Origin of the sequence: Duganella flavida (assembly GCF_009857445.1) — a bacterium.
Classification (GTDB): domain Bacteria; phylum Pseudomonadota; class Gammaproteobacteria; order Burkholderiales; family Burkholderiaceae_D; genus Rugamonas; species Rugamonas flavida.
Window position 1 is genome coordinate 418,279 of the sequence record NZ_WWCN01000001.1, and the last position, 20,767, is coordinate 439,045.

Below are 20,767 nucleotides of genomic sequence, written 5' to 3' on the forward strand. Positions count from 1 at the left end.
ACCAAAGTATCGCCTTCAGGCATAGAATGTAGATGTTTTATGCTTTTATTTGCCATTTATTAGAATGAACCAACTTGACCGCTACGATTACGCGATTTTGGATGCCTTGCAGCGCGATGGCACGCTGTCCGTGGCCCAACTCAGCGAACAGATCGGCCTGTCTTCCACGCCGTGCTGGAAACGCCTGCGCCGACTGGAAGAGGAAGGCTTTATCGAGAATCGCGTGGCGATTATCAACCGCCGCAAAGTGGGCTTGCCGGTGACGGTGTTTGTCAGCATCCGTATCACCCAGCACGACGAAAACTGGTTCGCGCGCTTTGCCGACGCCGTGGCGGCGCTGCCGGAGGTGCAGGAATTCCACCGCATGAGCGGCGATATTGACTACCTGTTAAAGGTGGTTACCAGCGATATCGAAGGATATGACCGTTTTTATAAGAAACTGATTAAATCCGTGCAGCTCACCGGGGTGTCCTCGGCGTTTTCGATGGAACAGATCAAGATCACCACCTCGCTGCCGCTCGGACTGGTCTCGCACCAATAAAGTGCGATAATGCATCTTTTAAATACTTGATTAAGCCCATGCGCGCCTTGTTTGCCAGCTGGCTGCCCAGCCCGACCACCGCCAACCGCCGTGAACAGCTGCGCGCCGCCGTCGGCGCCCTGATCGGCATCATGCTGACGACCATGCTCAGCAAGGCGCTGCTGCAATCGACCCACGCGGTGGCCTTCCTGGTGGCGCCGATCGGCGCTTCCTCGGTGCTACTGTTTGCGCTGCCGGCCAGTCCGCTGGCGCAGCCCTGGTCTGTGATCGGCGGCAACGTCATCAGCGGACTGGTGGGTGTGGCCTGCGTGCGCTGGCTGGGCACCAGCTTGCCCTTGCCGCTGCTGGCCGGCGCCGCGTGCGGCGGTGCGATTGCCGCCATGTTTGTGATGCGCTGCCTGCATCCGCCCGGCGGTGCGGTGGCGCTGACCACGGTGATCGGCGGCACCGCGGTGCAGGCGGCTGGCTTTGAATTTGTGCTGATGACCGTGCTGGCCGATTCCATCCTGCTGGTGCTGATGGCCGTCACCTACAACAACCTGACCGGCCGCAGCTATCCGCACCAGCAGCAGAATCCGCATATGAATCCGCATGCCACCAAAGACACGGTCCCAACCGTGCGGCTGGGCTTCAAGCCGGAAGACCTGGACGCCGTGCTGCAGCAACATAATCAAGTGCTGGACATCAGCCGCGACGACCTCGAATCGCTGTTCATGCAGACCGAGCAGCGCGCCTACCAGCGCCGCTTCGGTATCATCAGCTGCGCCGACATCATGTCGCGCGACGTGGTCAGCGCTGAGTTCGGCACTGAATTAGCAGAAGCGTGGTCGCAAATGCGCGCCCACCGCGTGGCGGCACTGCCGGTGCTGAACCGCGCGCGGCGCGTGATCGGCATCGCCACCCAAACCGATTTCCTCGAACATGGCGGACTCGACAACTACCGTAGCATACGCCAGCAACTGCGTCGATTCCTGCGCAAGAGCGGCGTAACCCACACGGAAAAAGCCGAAGTCGTGGGCCAGATCATGAGCGCGCATCCAACCACCGCGCGCATCGACACGCCTATCGTCGACCTGGTGCCGCTGATGGCGGACTCGGGCTTCCACCACATCCCCATCGTCGATGAAGAGCAGCGATTTGTCGGCATTGTCACGCAATCGGACCTGGTGGCGGCGCTGTACGAAAGCCGTTTCGCGGAAGCGGCCGCCTAATAAAAAAGGCCGCGCACGAAGCGCGGCCAATGGCGTGGCACACTATTATTGTTGCTTATTCTTGCGACGGGCCAGTGCGCCCGTGAGGCCCAGGCCGGCCAGCAACATGGCGTAGGTTGCCGGTTCCGGCACTCCTGAGACCATGCCGCCCACCGTGGCGCCGTAGTAGTACTCGCCGTTCGGCGTGATAAAGCTGATGTCGGTGTAAGTGCCGCTGAACTTCAGCAGGCCGTTACCCTCCACCCCGGTTACCGTCATGCCACTCTGCGTCAACGTGCCGCCGCCCCAGTGGCCGCTGCCCTGCGCGAGGATGGTAAAACTGCCGTTCTGAAACACGAAGCTGACCGGCACACCGCCTTGTCCCACACTGAACATATCGAGGTAGGGATTCGTCACTGGCGAGCTGAAGTGGAAATTGTTCACCACATACGGGCCGCCGCCCGACATCAGGATGGTGCCGTTGCTGCCCGGCGTATTGGTCACCTCGGCGTTGGTGAACGATGACGGCACATCGTAGATGTATGCGCTGGTATCCATGCCGAAGGTTTCGCCGGTGTAGGTGACGGTGACGTTGGTCATGCCGAACATGAACTGGCCGGTGCTGGCGTTGTCCCACTTGGTCCAGTTGACGGTATCTGCTGCAAACACTTGCAACGGCGCGATCAAGGCCAACGCCAAGCCTGCTTTTTTCAAGCCTTTCATACATCCCCCTCTATGTTGTTGGTAGTGCCACGGGAGTTGATCATACTCCTCATTTGATATCGGATCGACAAAATAAATGGCAATTTGGAAGCTAATATTGCCTTAAAAAAACAATGTGTCGCTGATACAAATTTGTTCTCCGCGCTTGCCCTTTGATGGCTTATGCTGTCGGCCAACTTTGTTACACCGAGGATCAAGACATGACGTATCGCCGCAACATCATCGCTCCGCTGGCCGCCGCTATCGCTCTGGCCTTCGCCCCGTTGGGCGCCGCAACCGCCGCGACTGCTGCCCCGGCGCCGCAAGTAAGCGCCACACCGATCCACAAAGCCCTGTTGGTCATTGCCGACCAGTACTACGATGCCGTTGCCCGCTTCGAGCCTATCGGCGCCACTGAAAACGGCGATAACCGTTTCGACGACCAGCTCGGCCTGAGCATCGCCCCGAGCAAGCGCGCCGCACAATTCAAGCTATACCGCCAGTTTGCCCAGCGCCTGAAAGCTATCCCGCGCGCGCAGCTGGACGACAAAGACCGCATCAACTACGACATCCTGCAGTTTGAGCTGAACGGCCTGATCGCCATGGAGCGCTTCCCCGAGCACCTGCTGCCGTTGAGCCAGATGGACAGCGTGCCGGTCACCATCGCCAACTACGCAGGCGGCGAAGCGTCGCAGCCGATCGGCACCGTGAAAGAGTACGAGGCTTACCTGAGCCGCGTATCGCAACTGCCGGCATGGATCGACCAAGCCATCGCCAATATGCGTGTCGGCATGAAAAAAGGCGTGACGCAGCCGAAGGCGCTGATGGTCTCCGCCCTGCCACAGTTCAAGCAACTGGTGAGCGCTACCCCGGAAGCCAGCATTTATTACACGCCGATCAGCAAGCTGCCGGCCTCGTTCTCCGACGCCGACAAGCAGCGCCTGACCGCCGCCTACCGCCAGACCATCAACGACAAGCTGATGCCTGCGCTGGCACGCCTGGCCACCTTTATCGAGAACGACTACCTGCCGGCTTGCCGCACCACCACCGGCCTCGGCGCCCTGCCGGATGGCGCCGCGTGGTATCAGGCCCGTGTCGCCAACGCGACGACAACCTCGCTCAAACCGGAAGAAATCCACGCGATCGGCCTGAAAGAAGTCGCGCGCATCCAGTCCGAATTTGCCCTGCTGGGTCCGAAACTGGGCTATACCGGTGCTGCCGCTGGCCTGCCGGTGTGGGTGGCGGCGCAAGCCAAGTTCTACCCGTTCAAGACCGAAGACGAAGTACAAGCGGTCTATCACAAGCTCAGCGACGTGCTCGACACCAAGCTGCCGCAAATGTTCACCCTGATCCCGAAAGCCAAGCTGGACCTGCGCCTCGAGCCTGAACTGAGCCGTGCCACCGCGTCCGACCACTACACCGCACCGGCCGGCGACGGTTCGCGTCCGGGCGTATTCTGGTCGGTAGTCAACGATCCGACCAAGTACGGCAGCCCTGGCATGACCACCTTGTTCCTGCACGAAGGCAAACCGGGCCACCACTTCCACATCGCCCTGACGCAGGAACTGAACCTGCCGAACTTCCGCAAATTCGGCGGCAACAATGCCTTCACCGAAGGCTGGGCGCTGTACGCGGAAACGCTGGGCAAGGAAATGGGCTTGTTCGACGATCCGGCCCAGTACTTCGGCCATCTGAACGATGAAATGCTGCGCGCCGTGCGCCTGGTGGTCGACACCGGCATGCACGCCAAGGGCTGGACCCGTGAGCAGAGCATCCAGTACATGAAGGACACGCTGGGCTACGACGTAGTCGCCAAGAGCGAGACCGAGCGCTACATGGCTTGGCCAGGCCAGGCGCTGGGCTACAAGGTCGGTTCGCTGAAGATCCAGCAACTGCGCGCACGTGCGCAGAAAGCGCTGGGCGACAAGTTCAACCTGCCGGCCTTCCACGCCGTGGTGCTGAGCGATGGCACCTTGCCGCTGGCCTTGCTGGAAGAAAAAGTCGATCGCTGGATCGCGGCACAAAAGTAATTTTGTAAGCCAGTCCAAGGCGGGCCATCCGGCCCGCCTTTCCTCCTTTACTTCACATATTGCTTGATGCGCTCAATCACCGTGCCCGGCAGGGCCGTGATCTGCTTGGCGTGGTTGGCAAACACAATCTGCTGGCGTCCCACCGAAACCGGCTTGCCATCCGCATAAAAGCGGAACTCCAGCCAGAATGAGCACTTCTTGACGTCATATGCGTTCAACTCGCAGGCAATCTCCTGGAATGGAAAAGTCTCCTGCAGATAGTCTTGCTCCGCGTGCTTGGTGATGAACACGCCCTCTTTTTGCAGCATATCGCGCGATATACACTCGAAGAACCACTTTTCGCGGCAGATGCCCTGCCATTCAAAGTAGCGCGCAAAGTAGGTATTGCCGTAGGCGTTGGAATCCTTCAGGTAGATGGTCAGCGAGTGGGTGAAGGTTTGGTTGGTGACTTGCATCAGCATGATGTTGCTCCTTATAAGTGGTCGCCCGACAGCCGGGCAGCACTACTAAGCGGGACTTGGCGTGAAGGAAGTTTGATATAGCGCAAAGGGTGTGACGAAAAACAAGCGGGCTCCTTCGGCAAGCGCAATACTTGTCTGACCTCCCAACTCGTTCGGAACCAGCACCATGCACTCCCTCTTGCCAGCCGTGGTTTCCCTGCTTTTCCTGTGTTACGGCGCCTACGTGCTGCACTCACGCGGCGTCAGCCGCATCAGCCTGACCTTCTTCCTGCTGTGCACCACCACCTTCTGCTGGCAATTCACCTGGGCCATCCTGTTCCAGCTGCATGACGAGCACGAAGCGGCGTTGCTGGCCAAGCTGGGCTACCTGCTGATCTTGTTCCTACCGACCACGCTGTATCACTTCATTGCCGAACTGACGGCGCAGCGCGGCGAGGGGCGCTGGGTGGCGCTGTCCTACGCGGTGGCGGGCGTGCTGGGCGTGCTGCTGCTCACCAGCGACTGGCTGGTGGCCGGCGTCTATCGCTACTTCTTCGGCTTTTATCCCAAGGCCGGCCCGCTGCATCCGCTGCACCTGCTGCAGACGACGGCGGTGGTCGGGCGCGGGCTGTGGTTGCTGTATTTGCGGCAACGCATGGCTGTATCGACTGAGCGCACCCGGCTACGTTATTGCCTGGTCAGCCTGCTGATCTACTTTTTTGCTTCGGTGGATTACCTGTGCAACTACGGCATGCAGTTCTACCCGCCAGGCGTGCTTTTTGTCGCCACCAGCCTCGGCCTGATCGCGCAGGCGATGGTGCGCTACAACCTGCTAGCCGATCCGCTGGAAGTGGCCGCCACCATCGCCCACGAAATGCGCACGCCGCTGGCCACCATCCGTAACCAGTCGCGCATCCTGAGCCGTTGCTTGCCGGATTTGTTGGCTGGCTACCAGCGGGCAGTGGAAGCCCAACTGGTGGCGCCAACGCTGTCGCTGGCGCAGGTGCAATATTTACACCAGATCAATCAATACATCGAAAATGAGATCAGCCGCTCCAATTTCATCGTCGACATGATGCTGGCCTCGGCGCGCGCCGGCACCTTGAACCGTAGTGACTTTGCCAATCATTCCATCAAGAAATGCGTGGACGAGGCGCTGGCCAGTTATCCGTTTGAAACGTCGATGCGGGAAAAAGTGCGGGTGCGGGCGGCGGAAGACTTCACTTTCTTCGGCTCGGATGTGCTGCTGGTGTACGTGCTGTACAACCTGTTCAAGAATGCCCTGCACGCAATCAAATCGGCGGGGCGAGGCGAATTGGAGATTATGCTGGCGGGACGACAATTAACCGTGACTGATACTGGGTCTGGAATTCCGGACGATATATTGCCGCATGTATTTGAACCGTTTTATAGTACCGGCGGTACTGGCTTGGGATTAGCGTTTTGCCGTAAAGTGATTACGGCGTTTGGCGGGAATATTCATTGCGAATCGCAGGCTGGAAAATATACGCGCTTCGCTTTATCTTTTCCTACCCGACCAATTGATTTAAATCATCGCCGCTGACTTTTTCCAAATCAGTTTCATCACCTAAAACATAAATCTTTTGACCGCGTAAAACTTCCAGAATAAATGGCTGTTGTTCGCGCAGGCGGCGTTTAAAATCGGGAATGGAATAAAGATTGGGATTGATTTTACGACGCAATAAACGTTCGGCAACCGGCAAGCGGGATAATAATTCACCGTAACTGGTGTTATCACCAATCAGCAGTAATTCAACGGCAGTATCCATACCCTCGTGTTCTTTGGCGGTGGCGCCATAAACAAAGGCCACATTCAGCACATGCTGCAACGGCGCCAGCGCCGAATTCAACACACTGACCAGGCCGAAGGTTTTTTTCACCAGACCGCTCAATTCGCCGAACACGATGCAATCCTTGTTCGGCTTAAAACGGCGCACATTGCCAATCCGCTCCGACACGATCACACCTGACTCATGCAGCCGCTTCAGCTCACGCTGCGCCGATGCGCTGCCCAGTCCGGTCAGGCGCATGATCTCATTCAAGTGGAAGCCTTGATTGACACGTACAAACAGCAAGCCCAGCAGTTTTTGCTGGGCGGGAGTGAAGAGGGCTTGAGCAATCATGAGCCAAATCTTAGCATGAACGAACTATTTGCTGGCATGTAAAAGAAAAGAGATTCGCAGTGTAACACCACACACAGATCGCCGCTTCTTGCTTGGCCGCAAGCTCATAAATAAAAAAACGGCACCCGAAGGTGCCGTTTTATTTAGCGCAGATTAATTACGCTTCGTCGCTGTGTGGAACCACTTCGGTGGTTTCCACATCGCCGCCGGACATGGCTGCTTTTTCAGCTGCCAGCAGAGCTTGACGCTCTTCGACTTCCCACTGCTCTTTCTCTTTGCGAGCGCGGTGGAATGCCAGACCGGTACCGCCTGGAATCAGACGACCAACGATGACGTTTTCTTTCAGACCACGCAGACCATCGCGTTTGCCCATAATTGCAGCTTCGGTCAGAACGCGGGTAGTTTCCTGGAACGATGCGGCCGAGATAAACGAATCGGTCGACAGCGATGCCTTGGTAATACCCAGCAGAACGTTTTCGTAGGTTGCAGGGATCTTATTCTCTGCATTCACACGATCGTTTTCATCCAGCAGTTCCGAACGCTCAACTTGCTCGCCAACGATGTAGTTGGTATCGCCAGCATTAACGATCTGAACACGGCGCAGCATCTGACGCACAATGACTTCAATGTGCTTGTCGTTAATCTTCACGCCCTGCAGACGATAAACGTCCTGCACTTCGTCAACGATATAACGCGCCAGCGCTTCAATACCCAGCAGACGCAGAATATCTTGTGGATCGGCTGGGCCGTCAACAATCATCTCGCCTTTATTCACTACCTGGCCGTCGTGGACCAGCACTTGTTTATCCTTGGTAATCAGGAACTCGTGCTTGTTACCGTCCATGTCGGTAATTTCCAGACGCTGCTTACCTTTGGTTTCTTTACCGAAGGCCACAGTACCGGTCACTTCCGCCAGCATGCCGGCGTCTTTTGGCGAACGGGCTTCGAACAGTTCAGCAACGCGTGGCAGACCACCGGTAATGTCACGGGTTTTCTGCGATTCGGTTGGGATACGTGCCAGCACTTCACCCACCGATACCGCCTGGCCGTCTTTCACCATGATCAGCGCACCGACCTGGAAGCCAATCGCTACGGCGTGTTCGGTGCCGGCGATCTTCACTTCGTTGCCGTCTTCGTTCAGCAGTTTGACCTGTGGACGCAGGGTCTTGGTCAGCGAACCACGACGCTTCGCATCGATGACCACCAGGGTTGCCAGACCGGTTACTTCGTCGACTTGACGGGCTACGGTCACGCCTTCTTCGACGTTCTCGAAACGCACCGTACCGGCGTACTCGGTAATGATCGGACGGGTCAGCGGATCCCAGGTTGCCAATGCAGTACCGGCCTTGATGACCAGACCATCTTTAACGATCAGGGTCGCGCCGTACGGCACTTTGTGACGCTCACGCTCACGGCCGTGGTCGTCGGTGATCAGCACTTCGCCCGAACGGGAAATGACGATTTGCGCGCCCTTGCCGTTGGTAACGTAACGCATGGTCGAGGTGAAACGGATGGTACCGTTCGACTTCGCTTCCACCGACGATGCCACTGCTGCACGCGATGCCGCACCACCAATGTGGAAGGTACGCATGGTCAGCTGGGTACCCGGCTCACCAATCGACTGTGCTGCCACTACACCGACTGCTTCGCCGGAGTTGACCAGCATGCCGCGGCCCAGATCGCGACCATAGCACTTGGCGCACAGGCCGAAGCGGGTGTCGCAAGTCAGCGGGGTACGGACTTTAACTTCGTCGATACCAACGCGTTCGATCTCTTCCACCATGTCTTCGTCCAGCAGCGTGCCGGCTTCAAACAGGGTAGCCTGGGTTTCTGGGTTGACGATGTCAGTACCCGCCACACGGCCCAAGATACGATCGCGCAGGGCTTCGATCACTTCACCGCCCTCAACCATGGCCTTCATCACGGTACCGTTGCTGGTGCCGCAATCATCTTCGATCACCACCAGATCCTGGGTCACGTCGACCAGACGACGGGTCAGGTAACCCGAGTTTGCCGTTTTCAGTGCCGTATCCGCCAGACCTTTACGAGCGCCGTGAGTCGAGATGAAGTACTGCAGCACGTTCAGACCTTCGCGGAAGTTCGCGGTAATCGGCGTTTCGATAATCGAACCATCCGGTTTCGCCATCAGACCACGCATACCCGCCAGCTGGCGAATCTGTGCGGCCGAACCACGTGCGCCCGAGTCGGCCATCATGTAAATCGCGTTGAACGATTCCTGGGTCGACTTGGTGCCGTCACGCTTGATGACGTCTTCTACTTTCAGCTGGTCCATCATGGCCTTGCCGACTTCATCCGAGGTTTTGCCCCAGATGTCGACTACCTTGTTGTAACGCTCGCCGGCGGTCACCAGACCCGAAGCGTACTGCTGCTCGATCTGTTTGACTTCGGACTCTGCAGCCGAAATCAGGGTGACTTTTTGTGGCGGTACCAGCATGTCGTCCACGCAGATCGAAATACCGGCGCGGGTTGCCAGGCGGAAGCCCGACTGCATCAGTTGGTCAGCAAACACGACCGTCGCGCGCAGACCGCACTTACGGAACGAGGTGTTGATCAGCTTCGAAATTTCTTTCTTTTTCAGCGCGCGGTTCAGCACCGAGAAAGGCAGACCTTTCGGCAGAATTTCCGACAGGATGGCGCGGCCAACCGTGGTTTCGTAACGGGTTACGGTGCGAACGAATTCGCCCGTCGCTGGATCTTTTGGATTCTCAACGATACGTACGGTAATACGGGTGGTCAGTTCCACTTCCTTGTTGTCGTAAGCACGGATGACTTCCGACACGTCAGGGAACAGCATACCTTCGTTCTTTGCATTGATCGCTTCGCGGGTCGCGTAGTACAGACCCAGCACGATATCCTGCGAAGGAACGATCGATGGTTCGCCGTTCGATGGGAACAGGATGTTGTTCGAAGCCAGCATCAGGGTGCGGGCTTCCATCTGTGCTTCGATCGACAGCGGAACGTGAACTGCCATCTGGTCACCGTCGAAGTCAGCATTGAATGCCGCGCAGACCAGTGGGTGCAGTTGGATCGCTTTACCTTCAATCAGGACCGGCTCGAAAGCCTGGATGCCCAGACGGTGCAGGGTTGGTGCACGGTTCAGCATGATCGGGTGTTCGCGGATCACGTCTTCCAGGATGTCCCAAACCACTGGTTCTTGAATCTCAACCAGTTTCTTGGCAGCCTTGATCGTGGTCGCCAGACCCATCAGTTCCAGCTTGTTGAAGATGAATGGCTTGAACAGTTCCAGCGCCATCAGCTTCGGCAGACCGCACTGGTGCAGTTTCAGCTGTGGACCCACCACGATCACCGAACGGCCCGAGTAGTCGACGCGCTTACCCAGCAAGTTCTGACGGAAGCGGCCGCCCTTACCTTTGATCATCTCAGCCAGCGATTTCAGCGGACGCTTGTTGGCGCCGGTCATCGCTTTGCCGCGACGGCCGTTGTCCAGCAGCGAGTCCACTGCTTCTTGCAGCATACGCTTTTCGTTACGCGTGATGATCTCTGGAGCGCGCAGCTCCATCAGGCGTTTCAGACGGTTGTTACGGTTGATCACGCGGCGATACAGATCGTTCAGATCCGAGGTCGCGAAACGGCCGCCGTCCAGTGGTACCAGTGGGCGCAGTTCCGGTGGCAGCACCGGCAGCACTTCCATGATCATCCACTCAGGCTTGATGCCCGAACGCTGGAACGCTTCCAGCACTTTCAGACGCTTGGCGTATTTCTTGATCTTGGCTTCGGACTTCGATTCCTTCAGTTCCACGCGCAGGGTTTCGGCATCGCGGTGGATGTCGATCGAGCGCAGCAGTTCGCGGATACCTTCAGCACCCATGAAGGCGGTGAAGTCGTCGCCGTACTCTTCGTACTTGGCAGCGTAGTCGTCTTCCGACATGATCTGGCACTTTTTCAGCGGGGTCATGCCTGGATCGGTCACAACATATGCTTCAAAGTACAGCACGCGTTCGATATCGCGCAGGGTCATGTCCAGCACCATACCCAGACGCGACGGCAGCGATTTCAGGAACCAGATGTGCGCGGTTGGCGACGCCAGTTCGATGTGGCCCATGCGCTCACGGCGCACTTTGGCCAGCGTGACTTCAACGCCGCATTTTTCGCAGATCACGCCACGGTGTTTCAGGCGCTTGTACTTGCCGCACAGGCATTCGTAGTCTTTGATCGGGCCAAAGATTTTGGCGCAGAACAGACCATCGCGCTCAGGCTTGAAGGTACGGTAGTTGATGGTTTCCGGCTTTTTAACTTCGCCGTAGGACCACGAACGGATTTTCTCAGGCGAGGCGAGACCGATCTTGATTGCATCGAAGGTCTCGTTCGTCTGTACTTGCTTGAATAGATCGAGCAGTGCTTTCATGTATCACTCCAGGTAGTGATGAATTCTTAAACTGCCCCGCCGGCGACAGCCAGCGGGGCGGCGGCCAGTGTCTTAGTTGCGTTCCAGGTCGATATCGATACCCAGGGAACGGATCTCTTTCACCAGCACGTTGAACGATTCCGGCATGCCGGCATCGATCACGTGGTCGCCCTTGACGAGGTTTTCGTACACTTTGGTACGGCCATTCACGTCATCGGACTTCACGGTCAGCATTTCTTGCAGCACGTACGATGCGCCGTACGCTTCCAGTGCCCACACCTCCATCTCACCGAAGCGCTGGCCACCGAACTGGGCTTTACCGCCCAGTGGCTGCTGCGTTACCAGCGAGTATGGACCGGTCGAACGCGCATGCATCTTGTCGTCCACCAAGTGGTGCAGTTTCAGCATGTGCATCACACCAACGGTGACCTTACGCTCAAACGCCTCACCGGTACGGCCGTCATACATGGTGACCTGGTTCTTCGACGGCGTCATGCCCAGATTGCGGGCGATGTCGTCTGGGTAAGCCAGATCCAGCATGCGGCGGATTTCCGACTCGTGCGCACCGTCAAACACCGGCGTTGCGAACGGCACACCTTTTTTCAGGTTGCGCGCCAGCTTCATGATCTCTTCGTCGTCGAACTTGTCCAGATCTTCCGGACGTCCGGTTTCGTTGTAGACCGTGGTCAGATACTTGCGCATCTCTTCCACTTTGATCTGCTGTGCCAGCATTTCGCTGATACGGATGCCCAGGCCTTTCGCTGCCCAACCCAAGTGGGTTTCCAGGATCTGACCCACGTTCATACGCGAAGGAACACCCAGCGGGTTCAGCACCACGTCGGCCGGGGTACCGTCCGCCATGTGCGGCATGTCTTCCACTGGCACGATACGCGAGACCACACCTTTGTTACCGTGACGGCCTGCCATCTTGTCGCCCGACTGCAGGCGGCGTTTAACGGCCAGGTAAACCTTGACCATTTTCTGCACGCCAGGTTGCAGCTCATCGCCCTGGGTCAGTTTCTTGCGCTTCTCTTCGAAGGCCAAGTCGAACTGGTGGCGCTTCTCGTTAATCGATTCCTTGATCGCTTCCAGCGCAGTCGCCGATGCGTCTTCCGCTGGGCGGATGTCGAACCAGTGGTACTTGTCCAGATCGTCCAGGTATTCCTTGGTGATCTTGGCGCCTTTGGCCAGCTTCTTCGGACCGCCGTTGACCACTTGGCCAATCAGCATTTTCTCCAGACGCTGGAAGGCATCGCCTTCCACAATACGCATCTGGTCGTTCAGGTCCAGGCGGAAGCGTTTCAGTTCATCATCGATGATCTGCTGAGCGCGTTTGTCGCGCACGATGCCTTCGCGGGTGAACACTTGCACGTCGATCACGGTGCCGACCATGCCCGAAGGCACGCGCAGCGAGGTGTCTTTCACGTCCGATGCTTTTTCGCCGAAGATGGCGCGCAGCAGCTTCTCTTCCGGGGTCAGCTGGGTCTCGCCTTTCGGGGTGACCTTGCCTACCAGGGTGTCGCCGGCTTGCACTTCAGCACCGATGTACACGATACCGGATTCGTCCAGGCGAGCCAGTTGGTTCTCGGCCAGGTTCGAAATGTCGCGGGTGATTTCTTCCGCGCCCAGTTTGGTATCACGTGCAACAACGCTCAGTTCTTCGATGTGGATCGAGGTGTAACGGTCGTCTTTTACAACGTTTTCCGAAATCAGGATCGAATCTTCGAAGTTCAGACCATTCCATGGCATGAAGGCCACGGTCATGTTCTGGCCCAGCGCCAGTTCGCCCAGGTCGGTCGATGCGCCGTCAGCGATCACGTCGCCTTTGGCAACGCGGTCACCACGCTCAACGATAGGACGCTGGTTGATGTTGGTGTTCTGGTTGGAACGGGTGTACTTGATCAGGTTGTAGATGTCCACGCCGACTTCGCCAGCGGTAGCTTCGTCGTCGTTCACGCGAATCACCACACGGCCTGCATCGATGTAATCCACGATACCGCCACGGACTGCCTGCACGGTAGTGCCGGAGTCGACTGCCACGGTACGTTCGATGCCGGTACCGACCAGCGCCTTTTCAGGACGCAAGCAAGGTACAGCCTGACGCTGCATGTTGGCGCCCATCAGTGCACGGTTCGCATCATCGTGTTCCAGGAATGGAATCAGCGATGCTGCAACCGACACGATCTGGCCTGGCGCAACGTCCATGTACTGCACGCGCTCAGGCGATACCAGGATGGTCTCGCCGGCTTCACGCGACGACACCAGTTCGTCGACCAGCTGGCCTTGTTCATTCACTTTGGCGTTAGCCTGGGCGATGATGTAGCGGCCTTCTTCGATCGCCGACAGGTAATCGATCTGGTCGGTCACTTTCGAACCTTCTACCTTGCGGTATGGGGTTTCCAGGAAGCCGTATTCGTTCAGGCGGGCATACAGTGCCAGCGAGTTGATCAGACCAATGTTCGGACCCTCTGGCGTCTCGATCGGGCACACGCGGCCGTAGTGGGTCGGGTGTACGTCACGGACTTCAAAGCCGGCGCGTTCGCGGGTCAGACCACCAGGGCCCAGAGCGGAGACACGGCGTTTGTGGGTGATTTCCGACAGCGGGTTGGTCTGGTCCATAAACTGCGACAGCTGCGACGAACCGAAGAACTCGCGGATTGCTGCCGAGATCGGCTTCGAGTTGATCAGGTCGTGCGGCATCAGGTTGTCCGCTTCCGCTTGACCCAGACGCTCTTTGACGGCGCGCTCAACCCGTACCAGACCGGCACGGAATTGGTTCTCCGCCAGTTCGCCGACGCAACGTACGCGACGGTTACCGAGGTGATCGATATCGTCGACTTCGCCGCGGCCATTGCGCAGCTCCACCAGGATCTTGATCACGGCCAGCACGTCTTCGTTCGACAGGGTCATGGCGCCAGTCAGTTCATCACGGCCGATACGGCGGTTGAACTTCATGCGGCCCACAGCCGACAGGTCATAACGGTCGGAGCTGTAGAACAGGCCGTTGAACAGCGCTTCCACCGACTCTTCGGTTGGTGGTTCGCCAGGACGCATCATGCGGTAGATGGCGATACGCGCGGCCATCTGGTCGGCGGTGTCGTCGATACGCAGGGTTTGCGAGATGTAGCCACCTTGGTCCAGATCGTTGGTGTACAGGGTCTGGATGTCGGCAACATTGCTGTCGCGCAGGCGGTTCAGTACTTCGTCGGTCAGCTCATCGTTGGCGTTGGCGATAACTTCGCCGGTGTCCGCATCCACGATGTTCTTGGCCAGCACGCGGCCGACCAGGTAGTCTTCCGGTACCGAGATGTGTTTCAGGCCAGCAGCGTCGATGTCGCGTACATGCTTGGCATTGATACGCTTGTCTTTCATGACCAGGGTCTTGCCCGACTTCGGATCCACGATGTCGAAGCGCGCGACTTCGCCGCGCAGGCGTTCGGCGACGAATTCCATTTCCGCGCCTTCGGAGCGCAGGTGGAAGTTATCGAACACGAAGAAGTTGGCCAGGATCTGTTCCGGCGACATGCCGATGGCTTTCAGCAGTATGCTGACTGGCATCTTGCGGCGACGGTCGACGCGGAAGTACAGGATGTCTTTCGGGTCGAACTCGAAGTCCAGCCACGAGCCACGGTAAGGAATGATACGGGCCGAGAACAGCAGTTTGCCGGACGAGTGGGTCTTGCCGCGGTCGTGCTCAAAGAACACGCCTGGGGAGCGGTGCAGCTGCGAAACGATAACGCGCTCGGTACCGTTGATGACGAACGAACCGGTGGAGGTCATCAGGGGCAGTTCGCCCATGTAGACTTCCTGTTCCTTCATCTCTTTAACGACCGGCTTGGTTGGCGATTCCTTGTCCAGGATCACCAGGCGAACCTTGGCGCGCAGCGGCGACGCGAAGGTCAGGCCACGCAGTTGGCATTCCTTGACGTCAAAGGCAGGATCGCCCAGAACGTACGACAGGAATTCGAGACGCGCAAAACCATTGTGCGAAACGATAGGGAAAATCGAGGTAAAGGCCGACTGCAGGCCATCGTTCTTGCGGGTCGACGGTGCGATGTCTTCTTGCAGGAAGCTGTGGTAGGACTCGAGCTGGGTAGCCAGCAGGAACGGAACGTTGTGAACGTTGGCGCGCTTCGCGAATGATTTGCGAATGCGTTTCTTCTCAGTAAATGAGTAGTGCATGGACACTCCGTGAGTGACAGAAAGGGAAAAAATTTCAGGTTTTGCCTGTATTCCAGGAAGAACCGGGCTGTCTGTCACACAGACGAAACCTGAAACTTCTACCATTTCCAGCTGATTCAATTGGAACTGCAACGTCGGTAAAACGCTACAAATACGACACAGACGACAAAGGAGCCAAAGCCGAAAGTTTCCCCTTTTTCAAGGGGAAACCTTCTCAGCTTTGGCTCTTGGTTGCTAAGCACACGTCTTAGCCACCGGTACCGCTAATTACTTCAGGTCGGCCTTGGCGCCAGCTTCTTCCAGCTTTTTCTTAGCGGCTTCAGCGTCAGCTTTCGACAGGGCTTCTTTTACGGTTTTTGGTGCGCCATCAACCACGTCTTTGGCTTCTTTCAGGCCCAAACCGGTGATTTCGCGAACTGCTTTAATCACGCCAACTTTGTTCGCGCCGACTTCGGTCAGAACCAGGTTGAATTCGGTTTGCTCTTCAGCAGCAGCAGCAACAGCGCCGCCAGCAGCTGGAGCGGCCATTGCAGCAGCCGATACGCCGAATTTTTCTTCGAACAGTTTGACCAGTTCGTTCAGTTCCAGTACGGACAGTTCGGAAACTGCGTTCAGGATGTCTTCTTTGCTAATTGCCATTTGAAACTCCAATAATTTTTTGATTCGTTAATACATCAGAATGCTACTTGATAAAAAACCCGCGCCGCCAGCAATGGTGGCGCGCAGCGGCCTATTAGGCTGCTGGGGCTTCTTCTGCTGCTGCTTCGGCAGCGGCAGGAGCGCCTTCGGATTTTTTCGCTGCCAGAGCAGCCAGACCACGTGCAAAGCCCGAAACCGGAGCCAGCATAACGCCCAACAACTGCGAGAGCAGAACTTCACGGCTAGGAATGCTCGCCAACGCAGCAACAGCAGCTTTATCCAGCTGTTTGCCTGCGAAGTTACCGGCAGTGATGACCAGTTTGTCGTTGGTTTTAGCGAAGTCGTTGATGACTTTAGCTGCTGCAACGGCATCGTCCGAGATCGAGTAGATCAGAGGACCGGTCATGCTGTCTGCCAGGGCGGCAAATTGCGTGCCTTCAACGGCGCGACGAGCGAGGGTGTTTTTCAACACTCGCAGGTACACGCCTTGAGCGCGCGCTTTGGCACGGAGTTGCGTCAAGTGAGCAACCTGGATGCCACGATACTCGGCCACGACGATAGTTTGCGCAGTTGCTACTTTTGCGGAAACTTCGGCGACGACGGCCTTTTTGTCATTCAGATTGAGACCCACGGTCAATCTCCTTAAATGATGTCCGGCGAAATTGCCGGTCATCGGTTCGAACAACGGCGTCCGAGGTTAGGAGTCCAATGGACTGCAAAACTTGATCGGGAACACCATCTGCGTTGGGTGAGACATTCAATTAACCGGGTGCCTACCTGATGCACCTGGCCCAACGGTCTTTGATTGCGGCTGCTGCCGAAACAGCAGCCATCCCAAAGAACTGCCTCATGCGGCACGACGGCCACACAAGGACTTAAACTTAAAACTTAGGCTGCCAGCGAAGCTTGGTCAACACGGACGCCAGCGCCCATGGTCGACGACAGCGACACTTTACGCAGGTACACGCCTTTCGACGATGCTGGCTTAGCTTTGTTCAGTGCGTCGATCAGGGCAACCAGGTTGCTCTTCAGATCTGCGTCAGCGAACGATTTGCGGCCGATGGTCGCGTGGATGATACCGGCTTTGTCGGTACGGTACTGAACTTGACCGGCTTTCGCGTTTTTCACGGCGGTAGCGACGTCAGGGGTTACGGTGCCGACTTTCGGGTTAGGCATCAGGCCACGTGGGCCCAGGATCTGACCCAGGGTACCAACGATACGCATGGTGTCTGGCGAAGCGATGACGATATCGAAAGGCATGTCGCCGGCTTTGACGCGCTCAGCCAGGTCTTCCATACCAACGACGTCAGCGCCAGCTGCTTTAGCGGCTTCAGCTTTGTCGCCCGAAGCGAACACTGCTACGCGAACGGTTTTACCGGTGCCTGCTGGCAGAACTACGGAACCACGAACCACCTGGTCCGACTTCTTAGGATCCACGCCCAGTTGTACCGACACGTCGATCGATTCATTGAACTTGGCGGTTGCCAGTTCTTTGATCAGAGCAACAGCGTTGTCGAACGAGTAGTTCTTGGTGGTGTCAACTTTGGCCTTGATGGCTTGTGCGCGTTTGGACAGTTTAGCCATGATTACAGACCTTCCACGGTGATGCCCATCGAACGAGCCGAGCCAGCGATGGTGCGTACAGCAGCATCCAGATCAGCAGCGGTCAGGTCAGGGGTTTTCAGTTTAGCGATTTCTTCAGCTTGAGCACGGGTCAGCTTACCGACTTTGTCGGTATGTGGCTTCGGCGAACCTTTGGTCACGCCCGAGTGCTTCTTGATCAGGAAGGTTGCTGGTGGGGTCTTCATCACGAAGGTGAAGGACTTGTCAGCGAACGCAGTGATCACGACTGGGATAGGCATGCCTGGTTCCATACCTTGGGTCTGCGCGTTGAACGCTTTGCAGAATTCCATGATGTTCAGACCGCGTTGACCCAGAGCTGGACCGATCGGTGGGGATGGGTTTGCTTTACCAGCTGGCACTTGCAGCTTGATAAAACCAATGATTTTCTTTGCCATGATGGCTCCTATCTTGGATATGAGTAGTAGCGCCCCACCATGCGCAGTTGCAGGGCGGGGCTCCTCTTTTGCCAGAATTCACTAGGGTTTTGACACCGTCGCCCGTTCTGGCGAACGGCCTTATACTTTTTCGACTTGGCCGAATTCGAGTTCGACTGGCGTTGCGCGGCCAAAAATCGTGACCGAGACGCGCACTTTCGATTTCTCGTAGTTGACTTCCTCAACATTGCCGTTGAAGTCAGTGAACGGACCGTCCTTGATACGGACTTGCTCGCCCACTTCGTACAGCACTTTCGGCCGTGGCTTCTCGACGCCTTCTTGCATCTGCTGCATGATCTTGTCGATCTCGCGTGCAGGAATCGGAGTAGGCTTGTTCGATTTGCCGCCGATGAAGCCGGTGACTTTCGAGGTGTTTTTCACCAAGTGCCAGGTTTCGTCGGTCATTTCCATTTCCACCAGCACATAGCCAGGGAAGAAACGACGTTCGGTGACCGACTTTTGACCGTTCTTGACTTCGACCACTTCTTCGGTCGGCACCAGAATCTGGCCAAATTGTTCTTGCATGCCGGCGCGTTCGACACGCTCGGTCAGCGCGCGCTGCACGCTTTTTTCCATACCGGAATACGCATGCACAACGTACCAGCGCTTGTTGCTCACCGGTACGCTGATTGGCGCTGCGCCAGCGTCTTGCTCAGGGACTGCACCCTGAGCGTCATCTTGCACATTTTCGCTCATTATTTTCGTATGCCCAGAATGACGTCGTACAACAGGAATTCCAAGGTCTTATCCGTGCCCCACAGGAACACCGCCATCACCAGCACAAAGGCAAACACGATGCCCGTGATCTGGGTTGCTTCGCGACGGGTAGGCCACACGACCTTTTTCGTCTCGCGAACGGCTTCTTTAGCGAAATTCAGGAACTCACGGCCAGTCGACGAAGTCCACAAGATCAAAACGGCAAAAGCCAAACCAGCCACAAGTGCGCCTGCGCGTACCAGAGCTGGTTTGTCCGACAGGTAGTAAAAACCTATCACGCCTGCGATTGCAACGACAATTGCCAGTGCAACCTTAATCTTGTCATTCGACGTGCTGACAGTCTGCACGGATTGATTAGACATTTATATTTTACTTTCGGTGCCCTGCACCAGATTCGGTGGCAGGGGCGGAGGGCCTCGAACCCCCAACCTTCGGTTTTGGAGACCGACGCTCTGCCAATTGAGCTACGCCCCTACATAAACCCTGAAACTACAAAGGAGTCGGATTATACCACCCGGACGCCCGGGTGGCAATCTTGCTTCCTATTAGGCGATGATCTTAGCAACCACGCCTGCGCCTACGGTACGGCCACCTTCACGGATAGCGAAACGCAGACCTTCTTCCATCGCGATCGGGTTGATCAGCTTAACGGTGATCGACACGTTGTCGCCTGGCATAACCATTTCTTTGTCCGCTGGCAGTTCGATCGAACCGGTCACGTCAGTCGTACGGAAGTAGAACTGTGGACGATAGTTGTTGAAGAACGGAGTGTGACGACCGCCTTCGTCTTTCGACAGAACATAGATCTCGCCGGTGAAGTGGTTGTGCGGCTTGATCGAGCCTGGTTTTGCCAGAACTTGACCACGTTGCACGTCTTCACGCTTGGTGCCGCGCAGCAGCAGACCAACGTTGTCGCCTGCTTGACCTTGGTCCAGCAGTTTGCGGAACATTTCCACGCCGGTGCAGGTGGTTTTGACGGTGTCGATGATGCCGACGATTTCGATCTCTTCGCCGACTTTGACGATACCGCGCTCAACACGACCGGTCACCACGGTGCCGCGACCCGAGATCGAGAACACGTCTTCTACTGGCATCAGGAAGGCGCCGTCCACTGCGCGCTCTGGCGTAGGGATGTACGAATCCAGTGCATCGGCCAGCGCCATGATGGCTTGCTCGCCCAGAGGACCGGTGTCGCCGTCCAGTGCTTTACGTGCCGAACCTTTGATGATAGGCAGGTCGTCGCCTGGGAACTCGTATTTCGAAAGCAACTCACGCACTTCCATTTCAACCAGTTCCAGCAGCTCTTCGTCATCCACCAGATCGCACTTGTTCAGGAACACGACGATGTATGGAACGCCAACTTGGCGAGCCAGCAGGATGTGTTCGCGGGTCTGTGGCATTGGGCCGTCCGCTGCGGAGCACACCAGGATCGCGCCGTCCATCTGCGCTGCACCGGTAATCATGTTTTTGATGTAGTCGGCGTGGCCTGGGCAGTCTACGTGAGCGTAGTGACGTGCCGCGGTTTCGTACTCGACGTGAGCGGTGTTGATGGTGATGCCGCGTGCTTTTTCTTCTGGAGCAGCGTCGATCTGGTCGTAGGCTTTAGCTTCGCCGCCGAATTTTTTCGACAGAACGGTTGCAATTGCTGCGGTCAGGGTGGTCTTGCCGTGGTCGACGTGGCCGATGGTGCCGACGTTAACGTGCGGCTTGGTCCGCTCGAATTTCTCTTTTGCCATTT

General features: G+C 57.0%; 16 protein-coding genes and 1 tRNA gene. 4 read left to right on the forward strand and 13 right to left on the reverse strand.

Annotated elements, in window-relative coordinates; all coding sequences use genetic code 11:
- The first annotated feature begins 64 nt into the window (after positions 1-64).
- Together GTP46_RS01780 and GTP46_RS01785 are read left to right on the forward strand one after the other, a co-directional pair.
- Positions 65-541 carry an Lrp/AsnC family transcriptional regulator gene (locus GTP46_RS01780; RefSeq protein WP_161004901.1) on the forward strand — a complete coding sequence of 159 codons (477 nt, stop codon included), beginning with the start codon at positions 65-67 and terminating at the stop codon, positions 539-541.
- 38 nt (positions 542-579) lie between these two features.
- Positions 580-1,752, forward strand: a complete 1,173-nt coding sequence (locus tag GTP46_RS01785) for an HPP family protein (RefSeq protein ID WP_161004902.1) — start codon at positions 580-582, stop codon at positions 1,750-1,752.
- 45 nt (positions 1,753-1,797) lie between these two features.
- Here GTP46_RS01785 and GTP46_RS01790 read toward each other — a convergent pair whose 3' ends face one another.
- A complete protein-coding gene (locus tag GTP46_RS01790; RefSeq protein WP_229258757.1) occupies positions 1,798-2,454 on the reverse strand; it encodes a PEPxxWA-CTERM sorting domain-containing protein in 657 nt (218 codons plus the stop codon).
- Between the two features lie 200 nt (positions 2,455-2,654).
- Between GTP46_RS01790 and GTP46_RS01795 the strand changes: the two genes are divergently transcribed.
- Positions 2,655-4,463 carry a DUF885 domain-containing protein gene (locus GTP46_RS01795; RefSeq protein WP_161004903.1) on the forward strand — a complete coding sequence of 603 codons (1,809 nt, stop codon included), beginning with the start codon at positions 2,655-2,657 and terminating at the stop codon, positions 4,461-4,463.
- A gap of 47 nt (positions 4,464-4,510) precedes the next feature.
- Here the strand turns inward: GTP46_RS01795 and GTP46_RS01800 are convergent, their stop codons facing one another.
- Positions 4,511-4,924, reverse strand: a complete 414-nt coding sequence (locus tag GTP46_RS01800) for an acyl-CoA thioesterase (protein WP_229258758.1) — start codon at positions 4,922-4,924, stop codon at positions 4,511-4,513.
- A gap of 166 nt (positions 4,925-5,090) precedes the next feature.
- Between GTP46_RS01800 and GTP46_RS01805 the strand changes: the two genes are divergently transcribed.
- Positions 5,091-6,467: a sensor histidine kinase gene (locus tag GTP46_RS01805; protein WP_161004904.1), complete on the forward strand. Its 1,377-nt coding sequence runs from the start codon at positions 5,091-5,093 to the stop codon at positions 6,465-6,467.
- On the opposite strand, the gene GTP46_RS01810 is transcribed toward GTP46_RS01805, so the two are convergent.
- The 11 genes from GTP46_RS01810 to tuf all read right to left on the reverse strand — a co-directional run bounded on the left by GTP46_RS01810 (position 6,433) and on the right by tuf (position 20,765).
- The gene (locus GTP46_RS01810; RefSeq protein ID WP_092281508.1) at positions 6,433-7,047 is read right to left on the reverse strand and encodes a helix-turn-helix domain-containing protein; all 615 of its coding nucleotides are present in this window, start codon (positions 7,045-7,047) and stop codon (positions 6,433-6,435) included. The genes GTP46_RS01805 and GTP46_RS01810 overlap by 35 nt on opposite strands.
- A 157-nt stretch (positions 7,048-7,204) precedes the next feature.
- Positions 7,205-11,434 (reverse strand): DNA-directed RNA polymerase subunit beta', encoded by a 4,230-nt coding sequence (gene rpoC, locus GTP46_RS01815; RefSeq protein ID WP_161004905.1) that lies wholly within the window; start codon positions 11,432-11,434, stop codon positions 7,205-7,207.
- A 72-nt stretch (positions 11,435-11,506) separates the two neighbouring features.
- Complete coding sequence (gene rpoB, locus GTP46_RS01820; protein ID WP_161004906.1) at positions 11,507-15,616, reverse strand: DNA-directed RNA polymerase subunit beta; 4,110 nt, start codon at positions 15,614-15,616, stop codon at positions 11,507-11,509.
- 267 nt (positions 15,617-15,883) lie between these two features.
- Positions 15,884-16,255 carry a 50S ribosomal protein L7/L12 gene (rplL, locus tag GTP46_RS01825; protein ID WP_161004907.1) on the reverse strand — a complete coding sequence of 124 codons (372 nt, stop codon included), beginning with the start codon at positions 16,253-16,255 and terminating at the stop codon, positions 15,884-15,886.
- Positions 16,256-16,349: 94 nt separating this feature from the next.
- Complete coding sequence (rplJ, locus tag GTP46_RS01830) at positions 16,350-16,886, reverse strand: 50S ribosomal protein L10 (protein WP_090192336.1); 537 nt, start codon at positions 16,884-16,886, stop codon at positions 16,350-16,352.
- Between the two features lie 257 nt (positions 16,887-17,143).
- Entirely contained in the window at positions 17,144-17,839 is a 696-nt protein-coding gene (gene rplA / locus GTP46_RS01835) for a 50S ribosomal protein L1 (RefSeq protein WP_161004908.1), read from the reverse strand.
- A gap of 2 nt (positions 17,840-17,841) precedes the next feature.
- A complete protein-coding gene (gene rplK / locus GTP46_RS01840; protein ID WP_161004909.1) occupies positions 17,842-18,273 on the reverse strand; it encodes a 50S ribosomal protein L11 in 432 nt (143 codons plus the stop codon).
- A gap of 120 nt (positions 18,274-18,393) precedes the next feature.
- Entirely contained in the window at positions 18,394-19,008 is a 615-nt protein-coding gene (nusG, locus tag GTP46_RS01845; protein WP_161004910.1) for a transcription termination/antitermination protein NusG, read from the reverse strand.
- On the reverse strand, positions 19,008-19,391 hold the full coding sequence (secE, locus tag GTP46_RS01850; RefSeq protein ID WP_161004911.1) for a preprotein translocase subunit SecE: 384 nt from the start codon (positions 19,389-19,391) through the stop codon (positions 19,008-19,010). Before secE ends, nusG begins: the two co-directional genes overlap by 1 nt.
- 36 nt (positions 19,392-19,427) lie before the next feature.
- Positions 19,428-19,503, reverse strand: a tRNA-Trp gene (locus GTP46_RS01855).
- Between the two features lie 71 nt (positions 19,504-19,574).
- Positions 19,575-20,765 (reverse strand): elongation factor Tu, encoded by a 1,191-nt coding sequence (gene tuf / locus GTP46_RS01860; RefSeq protein ID WP_161004852.1) that lies wholly within the window; start codon positions 20,763-20,765, stop codon positions 19,575-19,577.
- Between the last annotated feature and the right edge of the window lie 2 nt (positions 20,766-20,767).

Excerpts from the sequence above, each read along its gene's own strand:
- GTP46_RS01780 (WP_161004901.1), top strand. The coding sequence starts at position 65 with ATGAACCAACTTGACCGCTACGATTACGCGATTTTGGATGCCTTGCAG.
- GTP46_RS01785 (WP_161004902.1), top strand. The coding sequence starts at position 580 with ATGCGCGCCTTGTTTGCCAGCTGGCTGCCCAGCCCGACCACCGCCAAC.
- GTP46_RS01790 (WP_229258757.1), bottom strand. The coding sequence starts at position 2,454 with ATGAAAGGCTTGAAAAAAGCAGGCTTGGCGTTGGCCTTGATCGCGCCG.
- GTP46_RS01795 (WP_161004903.1), top strand. The coding sequence starts at position 2,655 with ATGACGTATCGCCGCAACATCATCGCTCCGCTGGCCGCCGCTATCGCT.
- GTP46_RS01800 (WP_229258758.1), bottom strand. The coding sequence starts at position 4,924 with ATGCTGATGCAAGTCACCAACCAAACCTTCACCCACTCGCTGACCATC.
- GTP46_RS01805 (WP_161004904.1), top strand. The coding sequence starts at position 5,091 with ATGCACTCCCTCTTGCCAGCCGTGGTTTCCCTGCTTTTCCTGTGTTAC.
- GTP46_RS01810 (WP_092281508.1), bottom strand. The coding sequence starts at position 7,047 with ATGATTGCTCAAGCCCTCTTCACTCCCGCCCAGCAAAAACTGCTGGGC.
- rpoC (WP_161004905.1), bottom strand. The coding sequence starts at position 11,434 with ATGAAAGCACTGCTCGATCTATTCAAGCAAGTACAGACGAACGAGACC.
- rpoB (WP_161004906.1), bottom strand. The coding sequence starts at position 15,616 with ATGCACTACTCATTTACTGAGAAGAAACGCATTCGCAAATCATTCGCG.
- rplL (WP_161004907.1), bottom strand. The coding sequence starts at position 16,255 with ATGGCAATTAGCAAAGAAGACATCCTGAACGCAGTTTCCGAACTGTCC.
- rplA (WP_161004908.1), bottom strand. The coding sequence starts at position 17,839 with ATGGCTAAACTGTCCAAACGCGCACAAGCCATCAAGGCCAAAGTTGAC.
- rplK (WP_161004909.1), bottom strand. The coding sequence starts at position 18,273 with ATGGCAAAGAAAATCATTGGTTTTATCAAGCTGCAAGTGCCAGCTGGT.
- nusG (WP_161004910.1), bottom strand. The coding sequence starts at position 19,008 with ATGAGCGAAAATGTGCAAGATGACGCTCAGGGTGCAGTCCCTGAGCAA.
- secE (WP_161004911.1), bottom strand. The coding sequence starts at position 19,391 with ATGTCTAATCAATCCGTGCAGACTGTCAGCACGTCGAATGACAAGATT.
- tuf (WP_161004852.1), bottom strand. The coding sequence starts at position 20,765 with ATGGCAAAAGAGAAATTCGAGCGGACCAAGCCGCACGTTAACGTCGGC.